This is a genomic window from Pseudanabaena sp. SR411 (assembly GCF_002251945.1).
Taxonomy (GTDB): Bacteria; Cyanobacteriota; Cyanobacteriia; order Pseudanabaenales; family Pseudanabaenaceae; genus Pseudanabaena.
The window spans coordinates 1-20,983 of the sequence record NZ_NDHW01000132.1 but is presented as its reverse complement, the minus strand read 5'-3'; the positions used below and the strand labels follow the sequence as shown (position 1 = coordinate 20,983).

Annotated in this window: 17 protein-coding genes and 1 pseudogene; 9 read left to right on the top strand and 9 right to left on the bottom strand. The window is 43.5% G+C overall.

The window, feature by feature from the left end; all coding sequences use genetic code 11:
- The first annotated feature begins 347 nt into the window (after positions 1-347).
- Positions 348-1,244: a neutral zinc metallopeptidase gene (locus B9G53_RS13830; protein WP_094533257.1), complete on the top strand. Its 897-nt coding sequence runs from the start codon at positions 348-350 to the stop codon at positions 1,242-1,244.
- Between the two features lie 122 nt (positions 1,245-1,366).
- On the opposite strand, the gene B9G53_RS13825 is transcribed toward B9G53_RS13830, so the two are convergent.
- Positions 1,367-2,260 (bottom strand): cation diffusion facilitator family transporter, encoded by an 894-nt coding sequence (locus B9G53_RS13825; RefSeq protein ID WP_094533255.1) that lies wholly within the window; start codon positions 2,258-2,260, stop codon positions 1,367-1,369.
- Between the two features lie 458 nt (positions 2,261-2,718).
- Here B9G53_RS13825 and B9G53_RS13815 point away from each other — a divergent pair, with 458 nt between their 5' ends.
- The 3 genes from B9G53_RS13815 to B9G53_RS13805 are packed head-to-tail and all read left to right on the top strand — an operon-like array spanning position 2,719 to position 6,157.
- On the top strand, positions 2,719-4,131 hold the full coding sequence (locus B9G53_RS13815) for an efflux RND transporter periplasmic adaptor subunit (protein WP_094533251.1): 1,413 nt from the start codon (positions 2,719-2,721) through the stop codon (positions 4,129-4,131).
- 6 nt (positions 4,132-4,137) lie between these two features.
- The gene (locus tag B9G53_RS13810) at positions 4,138-5,412 is read left to right on the top strand and encodes an ABC transporter permease (protein WP_094533249.1); all 1,275 of its coding nucleotides are present in this window, start codon (positions 4,138-4,140) and stop codon (positions 5,410-5,412) included.
- 58 nt (positions 5,413-5,470) lie between these two features.
- On the top strand, positions 5,471-6,157 hold the full coding sequence (locus tag B9G53_RS13805) for an ABC transporter ATP-binding protein (protein WP_094533247.1): 687 nt from the start codon (positions 5,471-5,473) through the stop codon (positions 6,155-6,157).
- Between the two features lie 152 nt (positions 6,158-6,309).
- Here B9G53_RS13805 and B9G53_RS13800 read toward each other — a convergent pair.
- A pseudogene (locus tag B9G53_RS13800) lies at positions 6,310-6,856 on the bottom strand (transposase); the annotation flags it as partial.
- A 44-nt stretch (positions 6,857-6,900) separates the two neighbouring features.
- Between B9G53_RS13800 and B9G53_RS13795 the strand changes: the two are divergent.
- On the top strand, positions 6,901-8,931 hold the full coding sequence (locus B9G53_RS13795) for a DNA alkylation repair protein (RefSeq protein WP_094533243.1): 2,031 nt from the start codon (positions 6,901-6,903) through the stop codon (positions 8,929-8,931).
- 25 nt (positions 8,932-8,956) lie between these two features.
- On the opposite strand, the gene plsY is transcribed toward B9G53_RS13795, so the two are convergent.
- Positions 8,957-9,613 (bottom strand): glycerol-3-phosphate 1-O-acyltransferase PlsY, encoded by a 657-nt coding sequence (gene plsY, locus B9G53_RS13790; protein WP_094533241.1) that lies wholly within the window; start codon positions 9,611-9,613, stop codon positions 8,957-8,959.
- Between the two features lie 334 nt (positions 9,614-9,947).
- Positions 9,948-10,154, bottom strand: coding sequence for a hypothetical protein (locus tag B9G53_RS13785; protein WP_094533239.1), 207 nt, complete (start codon positions 10,152-10,154; stop codon positions 9,948-9,950).
- A 318-nt stretch (positions 10,155-10,472) separates the two neighbouring features.
- Between B9G53_RS13785 and B9G53_RS13780 the strand changes: the two genes are divergently transcribed.
- Both B9G53_RS13780 and B9G53_RS13775 read left to right on the top strand, forming a co-directional pair.
- On the top strand, positions 10,473-12,155 hold the full coding sequence (locus tag B9G53_RS13780) for a hypothetical protein (RefSeq protein WP_094533237.1): 1,683 nt from the start codon (positions 10,473-10,475) through the stop codon (positions 12,153-12,155).
- A 98-nt stretch (positions 12,156-12,253) separates the two neighbouring features.
- Positions 12,254-13,312, top strand: a complete 1,059-nt coding sequence (locus B9G53_RS13775; RefSeq protein ID WP_094533235.1) for a thiamine phosphate synthase — start codon at positions 12,254-12,256, stop codon at positions 13,310-13,312.
- A 67-nt stretch (positions 13,313-13,379) separates the two neighbouring features.
- On the opposite strand, the gene B9G53_RS13770 is transcribed toward B9G53_RS13775, so the two are convergent.
- The 4 genes from B9G53_RS13770 to B9G53_RS13755 all read right to left on the bottom strand — a co-directional run bounded on the left by B9G53_RS13770 (position 13,380) and on the right by B9G53_RS13755 (position 19,481).
- Positions 13,380-14,210, bottom strand: coding sequence for a response regulator (locus tag B9G53_RS13770; protein ID WP_094533233.1), 831 nt, complete (start codon positions 14,208-14,210; stop codon positions 13,380-13,382).
- Between the two features lie 35 nt (positions 14,211-14,245).
- Entirely contained in the window at positions 14,246-16,738 is a 2,493-nt protein-coding gene (locus B9G53_RS13765) for an ATP-binding protein (RefSeq protein ID WP_094533231.1), read from the bottom strand.
- 77 nt (positions 16,739-16,815) lie between these two features.
- Positions 16,816-18,771, bottom strand: a complete 1,956-nt coding sequence (locus tag B9G53_RS13760) for an ABC-F family ATP-binding cassette domain-containing protein (protein ID WP_094533229.1) — start codon at positions 18,769-18,771, stop codon at positions 16,816-16,818.
- Between the two features lie 110 nt (positions 18,772-18,881).
- Positions 18,882-19,481 carry a hypothetical protein gene (locus B9G53_RS13755; protein WP_141211778.1) on the bottom strand — a complete coding sequence of 200 codons (600 nt, stop codon included), beginning with the start codon at positions 19,479-19,481 and terminating at the stop codon, positions 18,882-18,884.
- Between the two features lie 30 nt (positions 19,482-19,511).
- Between B9G53_RS13755 and B9G53_RS13750 the strand changes: the two genes are divergently transcribed.
- The gene (locus B9G53_RS13750; protein ID WP_094533225.1) at positions 19,512-20,519 is read left to right on the top strand and encodes a glycosyltransferase; all 1,008 of its coding nucleotides are present in this window, start codon (positions 19,512-19,514) and stop codon (positions 20,517-20,519) included.
- A 27-nt stretch (positions 20,520-20,546) separates the two neighbouring features.
- On the opposite strand, the gene B9G53_RS13745 is transcribed toward B9G53_RS13750, so the two are convergent.
- Positions 20,547-20,798, bottom strand: coding sequence for a hypothetical protein (locus B9G53_RS13745; protein ID WP_217901582.1), 252 nt, complete (start codon positions 20,796-20,798; stop codon positions 20,547-20,549).
- A 38-nt stretch (positions 20,799-20,836) separates the two neighbouring features.
- Here B9G53_RS13745 and B9G53_RS13740 point away from each other — a divergent pair.
- Positions 20,837-20,983, top strand: a 147-nt coding sequence (locus B9G53_RS13740; protein WP_141211777.1) for a DUF4277 domain-containing protein, incomplete at its 3' end; no start/stop codon positions are given.

The following is a 20,983-nucleotide window of genomic DNA, read 5'->3' as shown; positions in this document are numbered from 1 at the left end:
AACCTCTCTATCTGCGATCGCTCGAAAACTTGAAACGGCAACTGATCCTATTCCAATAAACCAGATCTAAAGGCTTGTAAGGTAGCGATTAAATTATTTCACTGAGACAAGTGCAAGGTTACGCAGAAGAACGCAAAGCGCTGTAGATTAATGACAATAAGCAATCAGCCCATAGATGCAATGCTCAATGGCATTTGTGAGACTATGATATGTAGAGATTTTAAAAAACAAACCCAGTAAGGGTTTTAAAAACGCAAAATAGCTATGCCATTTTGTGTTTTGGTTTTAGTTAGGGCTGATAGCGCTATATTCACAACAATGAAATCACATAGAGCAGGATTGACTATATGAAATGGGATGAAATGCGTGAAAGCGACAATGTAGAAGACCAGCGTGATGGTTCAGACGAGTCATCAGAATCATCGAACTTAAGCACATCATCAGTAGGAAAGTTGGGCGGTTTAGGTGCTGGTGTTATTGCGCTCGCGATCATCGCTGGTCTAATTTTTAAAATTGATCCCGCTCAGCTTTTGAGTTTAATTGGTGGCACTAATAAAACTGCACCTGCACCCCAAGCTTTAGTCAAAACACCAATCAAAGACCGTGACTCGGCTTTTGTCAAATCTGTTCTTGGTGATACTGAAGATACATGGGAGCAGATCTTTAAAAAACAGCTCAAAACTAACTACCAAGCACCAAAATTAGTTCTTTTTGATGGTTATGTTAACTCAGCCTGCGGATCGGCAAAAACTTCGGCGGGCCCATTTTATTGCCCTGCTGACAAAAAGGTTTATCTAGATATGGGTTTCTTTAAATATCTAGAAGCTACGGCTGGCAATGATGCTGACTTTGCGCGAGCCTATGCGATCGCCCATGAAGTTGGACATCACATTCAAAATTTGCGCGGTACATCAGGCAAGGTAAGACAGTTAAAATCTAGTTCCAGTAAGGCTAAAGCCAACGAGCTATCGGTGAGAATAGAATTACAAGCCGATTGCCTTGCTGGCGTTTGGGGGCATTTTACGGCTCAACGGGGCTTAATCTCCGATCAGGACATCACCAAAGCTCTGAACACAGCGACGCAAATAGGCGACGACTATTTGCAACAACAATCTAAGCGTGGGCATGTGATTCCAGAATCCTTTACCCACGGCACTTCTCAACAAAGGGTAACTTGGTTCAAGCGGGGCTTAGATACTGGCAATATCGATCAATGCGATACCTTTGCAACGAGTCAGTTATAACAAAGGAGAAGCTTTGCTTCTCCTTTGTTATGGACAAATCAAAACCCAAAATAAAAGTGGCGGCGCTTCGCGCCGCCACTTTTATTTTGGGTTTTGATTGATCTTAGCGATCACTTTTACTGCTATAAATCCTGATCTGTCCATGATTTGGGATCTTCTAAGGGTTCCAAATGGGTGAACACGTTAACATGTGGTAAAACCTTGCTAATAGCAGTTTCAATCTCTTCACAGAGGTCATGCCCCTGTTGAACTGACCAAGTACCTGAAACTAGAATATGAAAAGATACAAACTTCTTTGTACCTGCCATTCTGGTGCGGATCGCATGAAACTGGACTTGATGGCGATCGTAATGAGACAAAATTTCATCAATCATTTGTCTCTCTTCTAGAGGAATAGAAGCATCTAAAAGTGCTGAGCCGCTCTCTTGTATCAGCTTTACGCCAGTCCAGACAATGTTTGCCGCAACTAATAAAGCAATCAAGGGATCAAGAATTAGCCAGCCTGTGACAGAAACTAATAATAATCCGAGGATTACGCCCACAGAAGTCCAGACATCGGTTAGCAAGTGGTGAGCATCAGCCCGTAAAGTAATTGAGCGTAGGCGCTTGCTTGCTTTAAGTAAGATCAGAGCCGTTATGCCATTGATGGCTGAAGCAACTATTGAAAGGACTAGACCAAAACTAAGCTGTTCGAGAGGTTGAGGATTTAATAATCTCGGAATTGCGGCGATCGCGATACTTACGGCTGCAACTAAGATCAATGCACCTTCAAATCCACTAGAGAAATATTCAGCTTTAGAATGTCCAAAGGCATGTTCTTCATCTGGTGGCTTTGCAGCATAGGTTAACGCCCATACTGCCCCGATCGCGGCGACGAGATTAACGCCCGACTCAAGGGAATCCGATAAAAAACCTACGGAATTAGTCAACAGATAAGCGCCTAATTTCAGAGCGATCGTCAAGAGTGCCGCTCCGATCGAGAGAAACCCATAATAACGAGCAGATTGATTGTGCATATCGCCATCTATTGAAAATTAGGGAATGAAGCCAAAAATTTAGATACAGTCTGTTTAGAGCGTGTTTGAGAAGTTAATATACATGCAGTTTTTAGCTAAAGCCAATGTTTTAGCCCCCTAAATCCCCCAATTCTGGGGGACTTGAATCTGGTTCCCCCCAGAATTGGGGGGCTAGGGGGGGCTAAAGCAAAACTTCTCAAACACGCTCTTAGGTTTTATGTAGTCCAGAGAAATTTTTAAAAAGCTTGCTTTGCAAGCTTTTTAAAAATTTCTCTGGTTTTTCAAGAAAGCACACAGCGCTGTATAAAAAGCGATCGCCATATAATTGTAATTGTATAATTGTCGCCAAACCAGAGACAGCGCTTTGCATTGACTCTGGTTTTTGATTTTTATTGCTCTGAAGTGAACGTTTGATCGAGTATAAGTGTCTAAACCCATTAACCATTGACGTAACTCTTATGCAAACAGAGAAACAACTAAAACCGCAGGAAATGGATTTAACCGAAGAGCCAGATCTAGACGACTTGGAGCAGCCCAAAAAAACGCTCATTGGGCGTTGGGGATGGCGGATTGCCATCATCTTGATCCTGATTGCGGTTGGTGGTGGTGGTTACTATGCCTATACCCAATTGACTGCACCTGCGAATAATCGGGAAACGCGCCGACGCGATCGCACCGTGGCGATCAATCGAGCAAATTTACCAATTATCGTGACTGCCAACGGGACAATTCAGCCCGAAAAGTCGATTAATGTCAGTCCTAAAAGCTCAGGGAGACTCAAGAGTTTACTAGTCAAGGAAGGCGAAAATGTACGCACAGGGCAAATTCTTGCCTATATGGATGAGTCCAATACGTTAGGACAAATCACCCAAGCGGATGGAAATCTGGCGGCAGCGCAGGCAAGTCTCGATCTATTAATGGCTGGAAACCGCGCTCAAGATATTGCCCAAGCTCAAGCAAATTTGACTAATGCCCAAGCGACCCTCGAACAATCAGAGATCGTCTATCGCCAAAATCAACAGCTTTATCAGGAAGGGGCGATCGCCTCGCGAGATCTGGATGCTTCCAGAACCACGATGGAAGCCAATCGCGCAAGGGTAATGCAGACGAGAGAGGCTCTATCTTTACAGCAATCAGGTTCACGTCCTGAAGAAATAGATCGCGCACAAGCGCAAGTTGTTGCCGCCGCAGGATCTTTGCAAAGTGTGCAGTCTCAGTTAGAAGACACAATAATTCGCGCTCCTTTTGATGGCGTGGTAGTCCGCAAATACGCTGACCCTGGGGCTTTTGTGACACCCACAACATCAGGAAGTGCGGTGAGTTCGGCGACAGCTTCTTCGATTCTTGCCCTTGCTAGCAACAATCAAGTTGTGGCGAATGTGGCTGAAGCCGATATTGCGCGGATTGCGATCGGTCAGGAGGTGACGCTGCAAGTTGATGCCTATCCAACCAAAAAGTTTCGAGGTCGAGTAGTGTCGATTTCACCACAGGCGATCGTTAACCAGAATGTCACCAGTTTTGAAGTGAAAGCCGAAATCACTTCTGAAGACAAGCAAGTGCTGCGAGCTGGGATGAATGCTAGTTTAGAATTTAAAGCTGGTGAATTGAAGAATGTGCTAGTTGTCCCCACTGTAGCGATCGTTCGAGAGAAGGGACTTACAGGCGTATATGTTAAGACAGAGCAGAGTGAAACTTCTGTGTTCACAGCTATTGAAACTGGGCTTACTGTCGATGACAAAACCGAGGTGAAATCAGGATTAACAGGTAATGAGAAGATTTTTGTTTCTTTCCCTGAAGGTTCTGCGCGTCCACGGACTGAGCCTAGAGGTGTTCCGGGTTTATCGCCTTCACCACAAAGAAGTCGGGGTTAAGCACATATGCAAAAGTCAAAGCCATTAGCAAAACCACGCATTCAAGTTGCTAAGGTTCCCTTTGCCGAAATTCTGACCATGGCGGCGGAGTCTCTCTGGAATAACCGACTGCGAACTGCCCTAACCATGTTGGGAGTAGTGATTGGAATAGCAGCCGTAATTGCGATTACATCGATTGGTCAAGGTATTCAAAAGTCAACGGAAAATCAACTACAGGCTCTTGGCACAAATTCGATTAATGTTCTCACAGGTTCCGCGCGGACAGGTGGTATTAGTCAGGGTGGTGGTACTGCATCTACTTTGACCCTCGAAGATGCTCAGGCTGTGGCAAAAGCTCCTGCGGTGAAGTTGGTGTCGGCGTATTTGCAGCGGACTCGACAGGTTTCCTATGGCAATAAAAACACTTCGACAACGGTGATCGGTACGGATGTTAACTATTCTCCAATTCGCAATACTTACCCAACGGAAGGGCGATATTTTGATCAGGAAGATATTGATAATGCTCGATCAGTAGTGGTGCTTGGCTCGAAGGTAAAATCAGATTTATTCGGACAAGCAAATGCAATTGGTGGGCGGATTCGGATTCAAGGGGAGCAGTATCAAGTTATTGGCGTAATGGAGTCAAAAGGAGCTTCAGGTGGCTTCGATCAGGACGATCGCGTATTTATCCCTTTAAAAAATATGTCATCGCGACAGGTGGGCAATAATGCTTTGCAAGGTATTTCGGTGAATGGATTTTGGGTGCAAGCTTTTGACGAATCAGAAATTGATGCCGCACAATTCCAGTTAACTAACCTCTTACGGCTCCGCCACAAGATTTATCCACCTCAACCCGATGACTTTCGGATCGTTAACCAGACCGATATTGTCAGTGCTTTTACAAATATTGTTGGGTTATTAACGCTCATGGTCGGCGCGATCGCCGCAATATCGCTGATCGTTGGCGGCATCGGTATCGCGAATATCATGCTGGTTTCGGTAGTGGAACGTACTCGCGAAATCGGTGTCAGGAAAGCATTAGGAGCAACGCGATCGGCGATTCTGAATCAGTTTCTCACTGAAGCAATTCTAGTGTCGGGGCTGGGCGGTGTCGTGGGGATTGGGTTTGGAGTAGCGATCGCCTATACTTCGGCAACAGTTTTTGGATTTCCCTTTCTGGTGTCGATCTGGGCAGTTGTAGCAGGTTTTGGCTTATCGATGGTAGTGGGTTTAGTGGCTGGGGTAATTCCTGCAAGGAGTGCCGCTAAGTTAGATCCCATTCAAGCGCTTAGAAGTGATTAAGATAAGAACCTCAAAGAGGTTCTTATCTTGGTTATAAAAATACAATTTTAGGAAATCTATGATTCGTCTAAATAATATTCGTAAAGCTTATCGCCTTGGCGAAGTTGATGTACCAATTCTCAAAGGAATTGATCTAGAGATTCAGTCGGGCGAATATGCGGCGATTATGGGCATGTCAGGTTCTGGCAAATCGACACTGATGAATATTATCGGCTGCCTCGATCGCCCTACGTCAGGGAAATACTATCTTGAAGATCGCGAATTAACGACCTATAACGATGATGAACTGGCTTTCATTCGCAATCGTCGAATTGGATTTGTGTTTCAGCAATTTAATCTGCTATCACGCTCAACGGCGATCGAGAATGTGATGCTGCCAATGATTTATTCCAATATCCCCAAAGAAAAACGTCATCGCCTTGCCTCTGAAGCCTTAACAAAAGTCGGACTGAGCGATCGCATGTCCAATCGTCCTAATCAACTATCAGGTGGACAACAACAACGTGTAGCGATCGCCCGTGCCTTAGCTAATCGACCTGCGTTAATTCTGGCGGATGAACCGACGGGAGCGCTAGATTCGCAAACATCCCATGAGGTAATGGAACTATTAGGGGAGTTAAATTCACAGGGAATTACGATTGTGTTAGTTACCCATGAGCATGATGTTGCAGAAAGAACTCGTCGGATTATTCGGATTCAAGATGGTTTGATCGTTAAAGCCGAACAGGTGGCGGCTCTCAAATGAACTTCGGTATCTTAGCGATCACTATATTATAGCAAATTCCAGCCTAGTGAGGTACATTATAGAGGCAAAGTCAAGAAAGTTTTTTAGTCATAGTAAAGAATGAAGGCATATTCAATAGACTTGAGAAAAAAAAATTGTGTAAAGTCTAAAAGCTAGATATGGAGACAATCCAAGAGGATAGCAAATCGATTAAGAGCAGGTTTCCAATCACGAATCGAGCCTTGTCCATTTCTTAGAAATATTCCGCATCGCCAAATAAACCAGCTTGAAAGCAGCCTCATCGGTCGGAAAAATCTGTTGAGATTTAATCACCTTCCGCAAACTGCTATTCATTGACTCAATCGCATTGGTGGTGTAAATCGCCCTGCGAATCTCAGGAGGGAAAGCAAAGGAGGGGATAATATTCGCCCAATGATTGCGCCAAGACTTGGAGATTGATGGATATTGCTTGTCCCACTTCTCAGCAAAGAGTTCAAGGTTAAACTCCGCCTCCGATTCCGTTGCCGCAGCATAAATAGCCTTGAGGTCGGCACAAACCTGCTTGCGTTGTTGCCAAGGAACAAAAGCGACTGAGTTTCTGACCATGTGGACAATGCATAACTGTACCTGCGTTTTGGGAAACATCGTTTCAATGGCATAGAGTTCTATACTACAGCGCAAAGTTAAGCAAAACCCAAAAACGTTACTTTGCAATGCTCTTACTATAAGATAATTGGTTCAAGTCATTATGAGGAATAACCTCTATGTCTTACTTGATTCATCGTGCTGGAGATCGCTTGGTTCTAGAAAATACGCTCACAGGCGCATTAGTTGGATTGATGGTTTGTCCTAGTCCTAATGAGTCTCGGCGCATGTTTGAGTATGACTTTGGCTCAACGGAAAGTCGCAATTCGTTAGTTAATGTCGATGGGTTTCCAGACCTAGATTATTTGCAATTTTATGGTGTGGAATCTCCTGATGCTTCTCACTACGATCTCTGCTATCGGGATCAGTCATGGCAGCATCTACGTCACTTATTCTATGCAGAAGGAAAAGCGATCGGGTATAACGCCAATAAATCTCCATCAGGTTCGACAATTAGTCCCATTTGGCAACATACTCCACCCAATGAAAAGGGAAGTTGGAAATTACCTGCATGGGCTTTGTATGCCGATCACCAAAATGTGTGGATGGGAAATCGTAATGGTTTAATTATGGCGCTTGATCATCAAGGACAAATTAATAATCAGTTTCAATTACCGAAAATGACTCGTTGCTTAATCGCAAATGAGCATAGTATCTATGCTACCTGTGATGATGGGAATCTCTATGATCTTGCTGGCAAATTACCACAGGCTGTCTATAATGCTCGCTCAGATGCAGTTTCCATCTGGTATGACTTCTTAATTTATGGGTTAGATTACAATCATGATTGCTTCCATATAGTCGATCTTTATGGACAAATTACGCAGTTAGATGCTCAACTACAACTGCAATGGAAAAAACAAGCAAATCAAGGACGTTCTTGGTTCTTTCAAGCGGATGATGATGCCATTTATCAAGGACATCCTAAAGGAGTTACTGCCTATGCGATCGCCTCTGGAAAGTTGCTCTGGAATTATGATACTGCGGCTGTGCTGTGTGGAGTTCTCACAGAAGATACGGTAATAGTAGGCACTAGCGATCTCCATATTTACGAACTATCCAAAACAGGAGATATCAAAGCAAAAACAAACGAAATTAAAATATTGGCAGTCTGTGATGGTGCGCCCTATGCTTGTGCAATTTCTGAGGATCAACAGGTGTTTTTTGTTGCCGATCATCAGGGTGGTCTATACGCATTTAATCGCCGTGGTGAAAAGCTTTGGCAGCAGTCATTAAGCTGTGGGGTGATCCTATCCATGCGTTGTGTAGGCGATCGCCTCTATGGAACTACCACCGAAGGAACAATCCTTTGCTTTGAGATCGCATCAGCTATGCTAAAAATACCGATTTCCCCACTGCCTCAGCCTCTAACAAGTATGCCATCACCTTCTGCATCTATCCCCAAGCGTAATCGTCGTAAACAAGAGCCTGCTCCTATTAGCACGCTCAGTTCTCTGCAAACCGATTTGCAAGCGCTAGCCAATCCCCAGAAAGCGATCGCCCTTGCTCGTTATTTCCAGACAGGACAAGGACAATATGCTGAAGGCGATCGCTTCTTAGGAATTACCATGCCTGAGCAGCGGAAGCTTGCCAAAAAGTATCGTGACTTAGGTTTTGCAGAAATTTCTGAACTCCTCAACAGTGAATGGCATGAATATCGATTGACTGGGCTGTTAATTTTGACCTATCAGTTTGCGAAGGCAACGCCTACCCAACAGCAAGCGATTGTTGATTTCTATCTTGCTAATACCCATGCTATTAACAATTGGGATTTAGTCGATGTGACTTGTCAGCCAATTTTGGGTCTGTATTTATTGCAGTGCGATCGCCAAATTTTGTATCAGTTGGCGAATTCTGCTAGCCTTTGGGAGCAAAGGATTGCTATTGTCACAACGGGTAAATTTATTAAGCATGGACAATACCAAGACACCCTAGCGATCGCTGAATTATTACTGCAACATCCTCATCATCTCATTCATAAAGCCGTAGGCTGGATGTTGCGGGAAGTCGGGAAACAGGATCGTTCTGTCCTATTGGAATTTTTAGATCAACATGCTAGCCAAATGCCCCGTGTGATGTTGCGCTATGCGATCGAGCATTTTGATCAGCCTCAACGACAAGCATATTTGCAGCGCTCTGCGCTTAAATAAAAAAGGGTCGCGAAGCGACCCTTTTTTATTCTGGCTTGCTTTCAGTTTTAAAGCTGAACTCTGTGCCGTTGAGGATGCGTTGGATATTAGAGCGATGCAGCCAAATTATAAAGATGCAGCCCACAGTGACAAAACTTGAATAAATAATATCCCCTTGCAATGTCCACATGAAAACAGGGGCTACCGCCGCAGCCGAGATCGAGCTAATCGAAACAGTACGCCAAATCGCCATAGTCGCCAGCCAAATGCTAAAAGCGGCGATCGCCACGATCCAATTCAACATACACAAAATCCCCACCCCTGTCGCCACGGACTTACCACCTTTAAACCCTAACCAAACTGGGCGACTATGACCAATCAGAGCCAGCATTCCTGCCCCAATCACAAATAGCGATAAATTATTGGTAATTTGTGCTTGAGTATAGCCAAAAGTTGAAGCTAAGAGCGCTTGCAAGTAATTCGCCGATTGCATCATGTAAATGGCGATTGCCCCCTTCGCAAAATCGGTCACAAATACAGTAATTCCTGCCAACTTGCCCACATTGCGCCAGACATTAGTTGCTCCTGTCGAGCCTGAGCCAAGCTCACGAATGTCTATACCCGCCATCCGTCCCACCAAATAACCTGTGGGGAAAGATCCTAAAAGATAGGCGATCGCAAGCAAGAGATAGGGAAACCACATAAGCAGTATTTTATAAACAATAGGGGCTAGCGCAGGCGCTAACCCTATTCTCTAATATTGTGGTAATTACAGCGCTTTACGCTTTCTGAAAACCAAAGGAAATTTTTTAAAGCCCTGCTTTACAGGGCTTTAAAGCGTGTTTGAGAAGTCAATGATCCACGCATTTTTTAGCAAAAGCCAATGTTTTAGCACCTCTAAATCCCCCAATTCTGGGGGACTTTAATCTGTTTCCCCCCAGAATTGGGGGACTAGGGGGGCTAAAGCAAAACTTCTCAAACATGCGCTTAAAAAATTTTCTTTGCTAAAAAAAGGAGACGCGATGCGTCTCCTTTTTTTAATCGATAGAAATAGATTGCGGCCCGTCATTTTTGCCATTATTGCTAGCAGAAGTCCCCGTAGTCGGTGTTGCTCCCTGCTTTTCTAGCCAACCCTTTAAAGGATCTTGTTGAAGATCGAGCTTGAGAAAGCCCGACACGAGTCCACCAAAGAAAGCAACGGGTTGCCCTAAGAACTCATTAAAAATCGGTTTTAGCTCGTCCATAAAATGCAGAAATATGTTTTGGGTTATTTTAGTTATCGGTTACAGCCTTTTGCTTACAAAAGGCATACAAAGGACTTTTTAAAAGTTCTTTGAGTTTGATCACAGCGCTTTACACTGTAATTTTTAAGTCGTAACTATAGCAATTGTATCTTTAAAATCTAGAAAGTTGGAAGGATTACATCCCTCTAGGCTATTTTCTAACTAGTGATTGCTATAATTTCTGATCAAATCTAGCAATTTCTCACCATATCGTAGTTAAATCGATCAATGCACTCTTACTAATTTCTTTAAGAGTGGCAAATCTAGAGAATATTTTCGATGACCACGCTAAACCGATCTACTCTTCGTCGCCTCAAAAAACTCAAGCAGTCATCTGCGGTTTGGGAAGGAGATCGCCGTGCCTTACCAGCCAAGATCCGCCAACCACAAGACTCTTCTAACATTATCCCCCTCCATGCCCATGATGAAGAGTCTAAGCCCCATTGCATTTTGTGGGTAGATGGCTCGATGGGTATGGTACGTTCTATGGACGTAGTCGATTCGGCTGTGGGGCAAGAAGCCTTTGTCCGTGCTTTGCTACAGGCGATCGAACATCCTCAAAGTCCTGCTCAGCCATCTCTGCCCCAAAAGATCTTGGTATGCGATCGCGAACTCCAGTTCTATTTGCGCGGAGTGCTACAGGACTTAGGAATATCGGTTGAATATGTCGAGCGATTACCTTTAATTGACGAAATTTTCTCGCATATTTTAGAAAGCTTTACGGCAAATCCGCCTGTTGTGCCAGAGAAGTTTGCCGCAGCTTTGCATAAGCAATCCGAGCATTTATGGCGAAATGCTCCTTGGAATACACTTTGGGATCATCAAGTAATTTCGATCAAGCTCGATCATTGGGATCTCGACACCCTTTATGCGATCGTCATGGGCAAAATGGGATTAGAGCAGGGCGTAATTTTTTACCGTTCCGAAGAGTCGTTAGTCAAATTTCGGCATCGAATTGTATCAGGCAGTTCCGAAGATGAGATCGAAGAGACATTTTTGCATCAAGACTGCTTATTTAATCTCTTTGAAACCCCTGAGTTAGAAATGGAAGATGATTTTCCTCCTTTTCCATTTCGAGGCAAAATCAGATCTTTACCTACAACAGTCACACCGATGAAGCCGATCTATGGGGCTTTGCATCCTCTGGAAGGCGGTAGACCCTATCTCTATGACGAAGAGGCGATCGCCTTGACCGTGGCGCTAGAGGCTTTAAATAAATTTTGGGAACAGTACCATAAGCGCTTGAATGCTAATTTTGGTAGTCTCTCTGGTACTTATACAATTTATGCACCCAGCATTGATAGTGATGTTGAAGAAGCAATCAAGATTGTTGTTAAGACTATGCCCGATCTGGCTAATGAGTTACATCAATTAGTCGATGAAGATGACGACGATGATGATGCACCCTTAATCAATGAGGATCTTTGGCCAGAAAATGCCCTGATTCATATGATGACCATCCCTTGGGAACAGGTGGAGTTTTTGCGAAATGCGTCAATTCATCAACAGTTATCTGAGGCTATTACCGCGATCGCCCCAGCCCGTAAAGGTGAAGGCTTACCGGGGCTAATGATTCAAACTTCGCGCCCCAAAGCTTTGGAATTGATCGAAGAAATCAACGAGTTTGGTGGGATTCAGTCTTTGTGTTTTAATCCTGCTGAGGATATCTTTGGTAATCCTTGTCAGCTTGGCTTAATGGTGATGGGTAATGATGATCTCCATCTATTTGGCGAGTTTGACAAACAAACCCTTAATGGTGAACATCACAAACGTTGGAAACAACGCGCCAAAACCACCAAAGGCAATGTCTGTGTAATCATCGCGATGGGCATCACTGGGGCTTCTCGCGGTAATCCTGCACCGCATCATATTTTGGGCTATTACGAAATCAAGATCATCGACGATAAAGAATTAGGCTTAGGCAAGTTACGCGCCGAACCTGCCTTTGACTTTGAATTTTAGAGTTGGAGCGCTTAGCGCTCCATTAATAGCGTGCAAAGCACGCTGCTTAAATCCATTAATGGCGTGCTTTGCACGCCACTTAAGAATATGGTTTTTATATGTCTCAACAAATCATTTATCGCATCCTCGATGCTAACCTCGATCGCGCCCGTGAAGCCCTACGCACCATCGAAGAATGGTGTCGCTTTGGTTTAGAAGATGTGAACTTGTGCGATCGGTGCAAACACATGCGCCAAGAACTCGCTCAATGGCACAAAGAAGAATTTCGTCGCGCCCGTAATACTCCCGACGATCCCGCTACAGGGTTGAGCCATGCAAATGAGTCTGTTCGTGCGGATGTCCAAGCTGTTCTCAGAGCGAATATGGGACGCTTACAGGAAGCGCTCAGGGTTTTAGAAGAATATAGCAAAGTTGTTGATCCCACTATGGGAGAAGCAATGAAACAAATGCGCTATCAGGTCTATACCATTGAGAGCCAATTACTGACCCATGAAGTTACCAATATTGGTGAAATTCGTCGCCACAAATTACAAGCTGCAAGTTTATATCTAGTGACAATGCCTGTGGAAAATATTGTTTCCGTTGTGGAGTCGGCTCTCCAAGGTGGTGTACAGATCGTGCAGTATCGAGAAAAGGATGGGGAGGATGGCACTCGCTATGCGATCGCCCAACAGCTTTGTGATCTCTGCCATAAATACGATGCTTTGTTTTTAGTTAATGATCGCGTTGATATCGCGATCGCTGTGGGAGCTGATGGTATCCATGTTGGACAAACGGATTTACCAGTTTCTGTAGTCCGTCAAATTCTCAATGCTAACGGCGGCGATGCTTCACAGTACATCATTGGGCAGTCAACCACCAATCCCCAAGAATTAGAGATCGCCCTAAATAATCAGGTGGATTATGTCGGTGTGGGGCCAGTCCATGCCACGCCCACAAAACCCAACAAAGCAGCCTCTGGACATGAATATGTCAACTATGCTGCTCAAAATATCAATATTCCTTGGTTTGCGATCGGTGGTCTGGATGAACACAATTTAGAAGATGCGATCGCGGCGGGAGCAAAACGAGTTGCCGTAGTCCGTGCCTTAATGAAAGCTGAACATCCCGATCGCATCGCCAAACAAATGCGATCGCTTTTACAAATCAATAATTGAGGGGCAGCGCTTCGCGTCGCCTCTCACTGAATAAAAAAGGTAGCAATGCGAAGCATTGCTACCTTTTTTATTCGGTTTGTTTCTTCGCAGTAATATCTCTGATCGTAACTGTAAAACCATCACCCAACTTGACCACTACTACCTGATACCAGCCAGAAGGTTCTGAAGCGTAATATATTTCTTCATCCAGAGGAACCCCAGTCTCCACCACATTAACTAAGCGCTCAAACAGTTGGCGATTAAATTTTTCGAGAAATCGCCTTAGCACTAACTTACCAATTAAATCTTCACGACTGCGATCGAAGATTCTCGATATCATCGGATTCAGGACTAAGCAACGGAAATCGATAATATTGCCTGTAATCGGGTCGCGAACAGCCTGCATCGCTGCAATACCATCGGACACACTATTTAAAACACTAGTAACCAAAGCTCGCGATTGATAGAGCATTTCTTCAGTTTCTTTGTGCCTAGCAATTTCGTCCTGCAACAACCGTTTCTGGCGCTGAATGGTCAATTGGTTTTCAAGACGGACTAATACTTCTTCGCTTTGAAAAGGTTTGCAAATATAATCAACGCCTCCAGACCAAAAGGCTTTTACTTTATCAAAAACATCATCTAAAGAGCTAATAAAAATAACTGGAATATCACGTAAATCTTCATCATCTTTGAGTGCTTGACAGACTTGATATCCATCCATTTCTGGCATTTTGATATCTAAAAGAATCAAATCTGGGCGTTTTACCTTTGCTGTTTTAAGAGCCATCCGTCCGCTAGTTACACTGCGGACGGTATAGCCAAGGGTTAGCAATAAATCACTAAGTAGCTGCAAATTTTCTGGAAGATCATCTACTAAGAGGATATTGCCTGTTAGTTCAAGCGAAGGATTGTAGATCATGAATTATGTTGCCGATATGAGCAGAGTACAGAGCGCTATTCGATATATGTGGAAAGTAAAGGCTCGGTGAGATCAATTAATTTCTCAAATTGGAAATTACGCACTAGTTTAGTTAGCGATCTAACTAAGAAAATTTCCTTGTCTGGAATTTCCCCAATTAAGTTTATAACAATATTTTTATCAGCTTCAAGAGCCGATCTATATAATTGCATAATCCAGCTATCTGGCATAATTTTTAAATTTTCAGAAGTTAATGATATTTCCGAGAAAAAATCACTATCAAGCTCATGGGGTTGGATGTTTTCGTATGTATACTTCACGCCAAGATGTTTGGCTAGGGTATCAAAAATAGTTTGTTCACTAAAGGGCTTACGCACAAAATCGTCACAGCCTGCTGAAAGCACGATCGCTTTCTCTTCTTCTAAAACACTAGCAGTTAAGGCGATCACGGCAGTGGCATTGCCTTTAACAGTGGACTTAATGTGCTTAGTTGCTTCATAGCCATCCATTACAGGCATTCGCATATCCATCCAAATTAAGTGTGGCTCCCACTGATCCCAAATGGCGATCGCCTCCAGTCCATTACTAGCCTCTTGGACTTCAAAGCCCATAGGAATTAGCATCTTGACCAGCAATTGGCTATTAATCGGTTTATCATCAACGACTAAGATTCGGTAAGTAGGCTGATCAGGTGCAAGGGCTAATGTCCGCCTTTTTTGGCTTGGATCAATAATTAAAGGTGTACCAACTTGGGCTTGAATCTGAAACTGGAAAGTTGTGCCTTTACCAAGTTCGCTAGTAACCGAAATATCACCACCCATCAACTGCACAAACCTACGGCTAATCGCTAACCCCAATCCTGTACCTTCTTGTTTTTCACGACCAGCCTGAGCCTGAGAAAAGGATGCAAATAGTTGAGGTAATTCTTCAGCCGCAATACCTACACCTGTATCTCTAATGCTGAAATTGAGGATACATTCATCGCTGACTACGCTAACGGCATTTTCTAATGTATTTGTGGGAGCACTCTTCAAAGTAACAACGACTGAACCCTCTTTGGTGAATTTAATGGCATTGCCAATTAAGTTAATTAAAACTTGACGCAGTTTGACTTCATCAGTGCAAATATAACGAGGTACTTGGGGATCGCGTTCAAAGATAAGATCTAAACCTGCATTAGTAGCCCGTAGCTGGAGCATGTCTTCAACATCCTCCAACAAATGATCGAGATCGAAACTTTGAAGATAGAGAGTAGTCTTGCCTGCTTCAATTTTTGACAGATCGAGAATATTGTTAATTAATGTCAATAAGTAATCACCACTGCGATTAATAATACTGGCATTTTCGTAATGTTCTTTTGCTAGGTTATTAGCTCGCATCATTAACTGAGAGAAACCAAGAACTGCATTTAGTGGCGATCGCAATTCATGACTCATATTCGCAATAAAAGTACTTTTAGCTTGGTTCGCTGACTCGGCTTTAGCCGCAAGTTCTAGAGCTTTCGATTCACTTTGTTGTAAGTCGATCGTTCGATCTAGAACGCGCTTTTCTAGGTCAGTATTCGCTCTCTGTAAACTCAAATTTGCTTGCTTATTTTCATCAACGATCGCCAAGATCGCCAAGGTCATAATCGAAATCACCCCCATAAAGATTTGTAATAGCAGGAGTGAATCTCCCCCAGTAATCGCTTTATAAAATATCCCAAACCCATTAGCAGTAGCGATCGAAGCTGTCATCGATATAAACAAAACAAACAAAGTCGTCAGTCTATGACCAAAGCGAAAAGCTGACCAAATTAATGGTGGTAACAGGAGGTATTCAAGGGGTTGAGCTTCGTAAAAAGAGAAATAGGCAACCACAATTATGCTGATGAAAGCTACCACTACTTCCCAACTAAGATAGGATTTAATCGCCGCCTTCTGTTGTTTTGGTTGTAGCCACGTTAGAGCCAGCGAAGCAAAGATTAAAACGCCAACCGAATCACCAATCCACCAAGGAAGTAAGAAGTTTGTAATAAAATTAGCACCTTCATATCTCCTGGTTAGGGCGTAAATACCAACTCCAGTTATGGTTTGGAGGATTGTTCCACTAAATATAGAACAAACTACAAATGTAACTACATGGCGAACTTTAAGGAATGGGTATCTAGTATGGGTAAACTTTAAAATCAGAGAAACAGTGATCAATGTGCCGATTGTGGAACCGATAGCTGCTCCTGAAGCAGGTATCAAAACCTTCAACCAGTTTCTATGTAAGTTATACAGCAATATTCCGCAAAACATTCCCAACCATCGCGATCGCCCAAAAAATAGGAGTAAGCCTGCATTTAGTCCAGACCCTGGCCAAACAGGAGAAGGTCCAAAGCTTGAGAAAATTGTGTTAGCCGCCAACCAAGATGACACAAAATAGGCAACTGCAATGCAAGCTGACTCAACCCACCAGCGCAGATTATGTACTTCTATCCCTAGTTTTGACAAATTCCACTGAAAGCTATTGTTTTTATGAGTGGACAATTTGTTGCTTTCCATTGCAGCTATTCCTTTTCAACTAAAGACAGTTTTTTAATGGAGCGAAGAGCGACGTTTTGCGCTGCCCTTGTTGTCCATTAAATTCGCTCGGCAAGTTCTAGCCAGCGCTCAGTGGATGTATTGATCGCCGTAGTTAATTCTGCTAAGCGATCGGATAGCTTCTGTAATTCTGTATGTCCTTTGGGTGGGTTGTGATAGAGTCTCTTCTCGATTTGAGTCTTTTCTTCTTCCAGTTTGGGGATTTTTGCTTCTAGTTCCTCATACTCGCGCTTCTCTTTGTAAGAAAGTTGCGAAGTTTTTTTGACTTCCACTTTGGATTTAGCAGTTTCAGGAACAGATGGTGCAACATTTGCGATATTACTGGACTTCAGCTCCTTAGTTGCTTTATTAGCTTGCTCCTTTGCTCCACTAGATTCTTTCTCTGCCTCGTCTTTTTTATATTCCAAATAGATAGAATAGTTTCCGGGATACAAACGCACTTCACCTTCTGCCTCAAAGGAAAAAACCATCTCAACAGTGCGATCAAGGAAATAGCGATCGTGGGAAACCACAATCACACAGCCGTTAAATTCTTCGAGATATTCTTCTAATACAGCGAGGGTCTGCACATCGAGATCATTCGTCGGTTCATCAAGAATCAATACGTTGGGAGCCGCCATCAATACTTTCAGCAGGAATAAGCGCCGCTTTTCGCCACCTGAGAGTTTGTTAATCGGCGCATATTGGGTATTGCCAGGGAAGAGAAATCGCTCTAGCATTTGCGAAGCAGTGATGATACTTCCATCAGAAGTTTTGACCAGTTCCGCGACATCCTTGAGATAGTCGATTACTCTCTGATTACCATGTTCAGCAAGATCATCGGAATGCTGATCGAAATAACCAAAATGAATCGTTGTGCCGATTTCCACAGTGCCTTCGTCGGGCTGTAAGCGTCCCGTCACAATATTCATCAGCGTGGACTTACCCGCGCCATTGCTACCGATAATGCCGATGCGATCTTCGGGCGTAAAGTTATAGGAGAAGTCTTTGATTAGGGTGCGATCGCCATAGGATTTACCGATGTGATCGAGTTCCACCACTTTTTTGCCGATGCGCCGTCCTGCGGTGGTGATATCGACCTTAGCATTGGCTTGCTTAAATTCGGTGGCTTGTAGTGCATGGGCGCGATCAATGCGTGCCTTTTGCTTGGTACTCCGCGCCTTTGGTCCTTTTTTCAGCCATTCCAATTCCCGCCGTAATAGTCCTGCATGTTTACGTTGCGTACTTAGAGATGACTCTTCCGCTTCCGCTTTTTTCTCTAAATAATAGGAATAATTGCCTGAATAGGAATATAAATCGCCGCGATCAATTTCGATAATGCGATTGGTGACGCGATCCAGAAAATAGCGATCGTGGGTGATCAGCAGTAATGCACCACGATAGCGATTGAGATAGCTCTGTAACCATTCCACTGAGAGCGCATCGAGATGGTTGGTCGGTTCGTCCATTAATAGAACATCAGGTGCTGAGAGTAGTGCCGAGGCGATCGCAATCCGTTTGCGATATCCACCTGAAAGGCTACCGATTTTTGCTTCTAAATCATCAATTCCTAATTTAGTTAACACAATTTTGGCGTTAGTTTCCAAATCCCAAGCCCCCGTCTGATCCATGCGTTCCGATACACGGGATAGCTGCTCTAGCAACCGATCCATATCGCCATGCCCGTGAGTTAACTTGTCGGAAATCTCTTCATATTCCTTGACTAGGGACATCTGTTCGCCACTATCGGCAAATACCTGTTCTAAAACCGTATTTTCTTCATTTAGGTCTGGCTGCTGTGGTAAATAGATGATTTTGGCGCTGGAATTTACCCAGAGTTCACCGCCATCGCTATGCTCTAGCCCCGCGATCATTTTAAGTAATGTGGATTTTCCTGAGCCATTTGTGCCGATCAGCCCTACTTTGTCGCCTTCATCAAGGCTAAAACTAGCATCCTTAAGGATTTCCTTGATGCCAAAATCTTTGCGGAGCGATCGCAGTGTAAAAAGTGCCATGCCTAATCATCATATGAACTTATGTCTTAGTGTAACTTCAGTTCGTATAGAAAATGGGAGGTATAGCAATTCCAACGCCAAATAAATGAAGGCGGCGCATTGCGCCGCCTTCATTTATTTGAGATTGGAGAAGAATTAAACCGATCCCAGAAAAATAAAAGCAAGGTGATCCCTGTCAACAATCCGTAAATTGCGCCGACCACAAGCGTTAAAAAATATCCCAACTTATTCATCAATAAACTCCCCACCATTACGCCCACATACCAACTGCCTGTAGTACCAACAATCCACCAGCCCGATCGCTTAAAGTGGTGTTTAATCAGCGTCCATTGCATAAATCCTGTCGAAAATCCTCGCAAACAAGCATATATCGCCAATAAATCAACGGCTTCGCCATAGGTAACTGCCAATTGAAAACTCGCCCAAGAACTTAGCGCTCCACCCACAGAGCCGCCCACTAAAGTTGTCCATAACCATCCAACGCCGCGAATATGTCGCCTGATCACTAGCCACTGGGCTATGGCGATCGCAAGGCTCATCACTGCAAAGCTCAGAAACACCCCAAAATCGTTCGTTATATAGTCTGTGACAAAAGCGCTAACTTTGCCTCCGCCTGCATAACTGAGAGATGTAGCCACAATCCACAGAGGCAAAAAACTCCAATGGAGTTTTTTGCTGGTTATCTCTTTTAACCTAAACTTGTTTAACAAGGATTTGAGCCTAATATTTGAGCTTAATAAATGAGAAGACTATACTTTTTATTACCAGGGACGACTGATAAATTTGCTTGTGGGGGCTTATGGGCTGAGCTAAAAACACTGGAGTTAGTTAAAAAAGTCTGTCCTGCGGAAGTAGTCACCTATCGTCAACGAGAGCAAGGACATCTATGGCTAGATGATTTGCTGAAGGGAGACGATACATTTCGAGCTTTGGATGATGTGATTTTTGTGATGAGTTGGGGGTTTGATGTTGCCAAGCTAGCCCCTAAACTAAAACGTTTGAATGCAATTTACCATGCCCATAGTGCGGAATATGGCTTTAATTTACCCGCGAGCGTGCCAATTATTACCGTCAGTCGTAATACGCTCGGATATTGGGGACAGCGATCGCCGCATTCGTTAATTTATTATTTACCAAACGAGATTTCCGACAAGTTTCAAGACTGGCAAGGCGATCGCGATATTGATGTACTAGTACAGGCTCGCAAATCCTCTAGTTATTTGATGCGCCAATTGATTCCTGCGCTCCAGCAAAAATGCCGCGTAGAAGTAATTGATTATTATGTTGAAGATTTAGAAGGATTGTTTAATCGCGCCAAGGTTTATCTATACGATTCCGCAGAATATTGGGCAGTTCAGGGCGTTACTGAAGGATTTGGGCTACAACCGATGGAAGCTCTAGCCTGTGGTTGCCAAGTTTTTTCTAGTGTCAATCATGGCTTATCAGATTATTTAGATCCAGCTTTTAACTGTTACAAGATTGCAGGATATTCACAAGAATTTGATATGCAACGGATTCTCAAAGTAATTCAGACCAATCAAAAATTATCTTTATCGCCAACATTATTAGAAGAGCATCGTCCCGAAAATATCATCATGCGGTTACAGGTGATTTTGGCAGAACTCAATGAGTTTTTTGATCACAAGCAGTTATATCAAAGCAATATTCCCAACTTGGGTTATTGGCAAGTGCTGAACCTGCGATCGCAAAGAATATTGGCAAAACTCAAAAAGAAACTTAAATTTTAGTTTGCCGATGTCTAGTTTTGGCTTCTTTTATCTTGGTGCTTTACGCCATCCACTAGCGATCGCCTCAGCCTCTGTACAGAACCATCGCTCTCCCTTGATTACATCAATGTTGGTTATAGCGTAATCTTCCATGTTTGGCAGATGATACAACTTACTCCCTGTATTTACCGAAATATTGCCTTTAATATTGCAACCACGCACAAAGTTCATGGCGGGAGAAATTAACCTACATTCCGCTCGTAATGGAAGGGTAAAATAATTACCGAAAATCAAAATCATCGAAAATCAAAAAAGAGGAGGTAAATATTAATACAGAGATGAAAGTATCGAATCTAGACCATCTAGGGATCGTGGCAGGGATGATCGACGAGATGGGAATCGTGGAGGAAATAAACATGAGAATCGGGAGAAGCTCAAGAGAAAAAGTAAGCGCAGGGGTAATCGTCAAAGCCATGCTACTGAAT

What these genes read in the sequence shown, in the direction of transcription:
- B9G53_RS13830 (WP_094533257.1), top strand. Translation starts at nt 348, where the DNA reads ATGAAATGGGATGAAATGCGTGAAAGCGACAATGTAGAAGACCAGCGT.
- B9G53_RS13825 (WP_094533255.1), bottom strand. Translation starts at nt 2,260, where the DNA reads ATGCACAATCAATCTGCTCGTTATTATGGGTTTCTCTCGATCGGAGCG.
- B9G53_RS13815 (WP_094533251.1), top strand. Translation starts at nt 2,719, where the DNA reads ATGCAAACAGAGAAACAACTAAAACCGCAGGAAATGGATTTAACCGAA.
- B9G53_RS13810 (WP_094533249.1), top strand. Translation starts at nt 4,138, where the DNA reads ATGCAAAAGTCAAAGCCATTAGCAAAACCACGCATTCAAGTTGCTAAG.
- B9G53_RS13805 (WP_094533247.1), top strand. Translation starts at nt 5,471, where the DNA reads ATGATTCGTCTAAATAATATTCGTAAAGCTTATCGCCTTGGCGAAGTT.
- B9G53_RS13795 (WP_094533243.1), top strand. Translation starts at nt 6,901, where the DNA reads ATGTCTTACTTGATTCATCGTGCTGGAGATCGCTTGGTTCTAGAAAAT.
- plsY (WP_094533241.1), bottom strand. Translation starts at nt 9,613, where the DNA reads ATGTGGTTTCCCTATCTCTTGCTTGCGATCGCCTATCTTTTAGGATCT.
- B9G53_RS13785 (WP_094533239.1), bottom strand. Translation starts at nt 10,154, where the DNA reads ATGGACGAGCTAAAACCGATTTTTAATGAGTTCTTAGGGCAACCCGTT.
- B9G53_RS13780 (WP_094533237.1), top strand. Translation starts at nt 10,473, where the DNA reads ATGACCACGCTAAACCGATCTACTCTTCGTCGCCTCAAAAAACTCAAG.
- B9G53_RS13775 (WP_094533235.1), top strand. Translation starts at nt 12,254, where the DNA reads ATGTCTCAACAAATCATTTATCGCATCCTCGATGCTAACCTCGATCGC.
- B9G53_RS13770 (WP_094533233.1), bottom strand. Translation starts at nt 14,210, where the DNA reads ATGATCTACAATCCTTCGCTTGAACTAACAGGCAATATCCTCTTAGTA.
- B9G53_RS13765 (WP_094533231.1), bottom strand. Translation starts at nt 16,738, where the DNA reads ATGGAAAGCAACAAATTGTCCACTCATAAAAACAATAGCTTTCAGTGG.
- B9G53_RS13760 (WP_094533229.1), bottom strand. Translation starts at nt 18,771, where the DNA reads ATGGCACTTTTTACACTGCGATCGCTCCGCAAAGATTTTGGCATCAAG.
- B9G53_RS13750 (WP_094533225.1), top strand. Translation starts at nt 19,512, where the DNA reads ATGAGAAGACTATACTTTTTATTACCAGGGACGACTGATAAATTTGCT.
- B9G53_RS13745 (WP_217901582.1), bottom strand. Translation starts at nt 20,798, where the DNA reads ATGATTTTGATTTTCGGTAATTATTTTACCCTTCCATTACGAGCGGAA.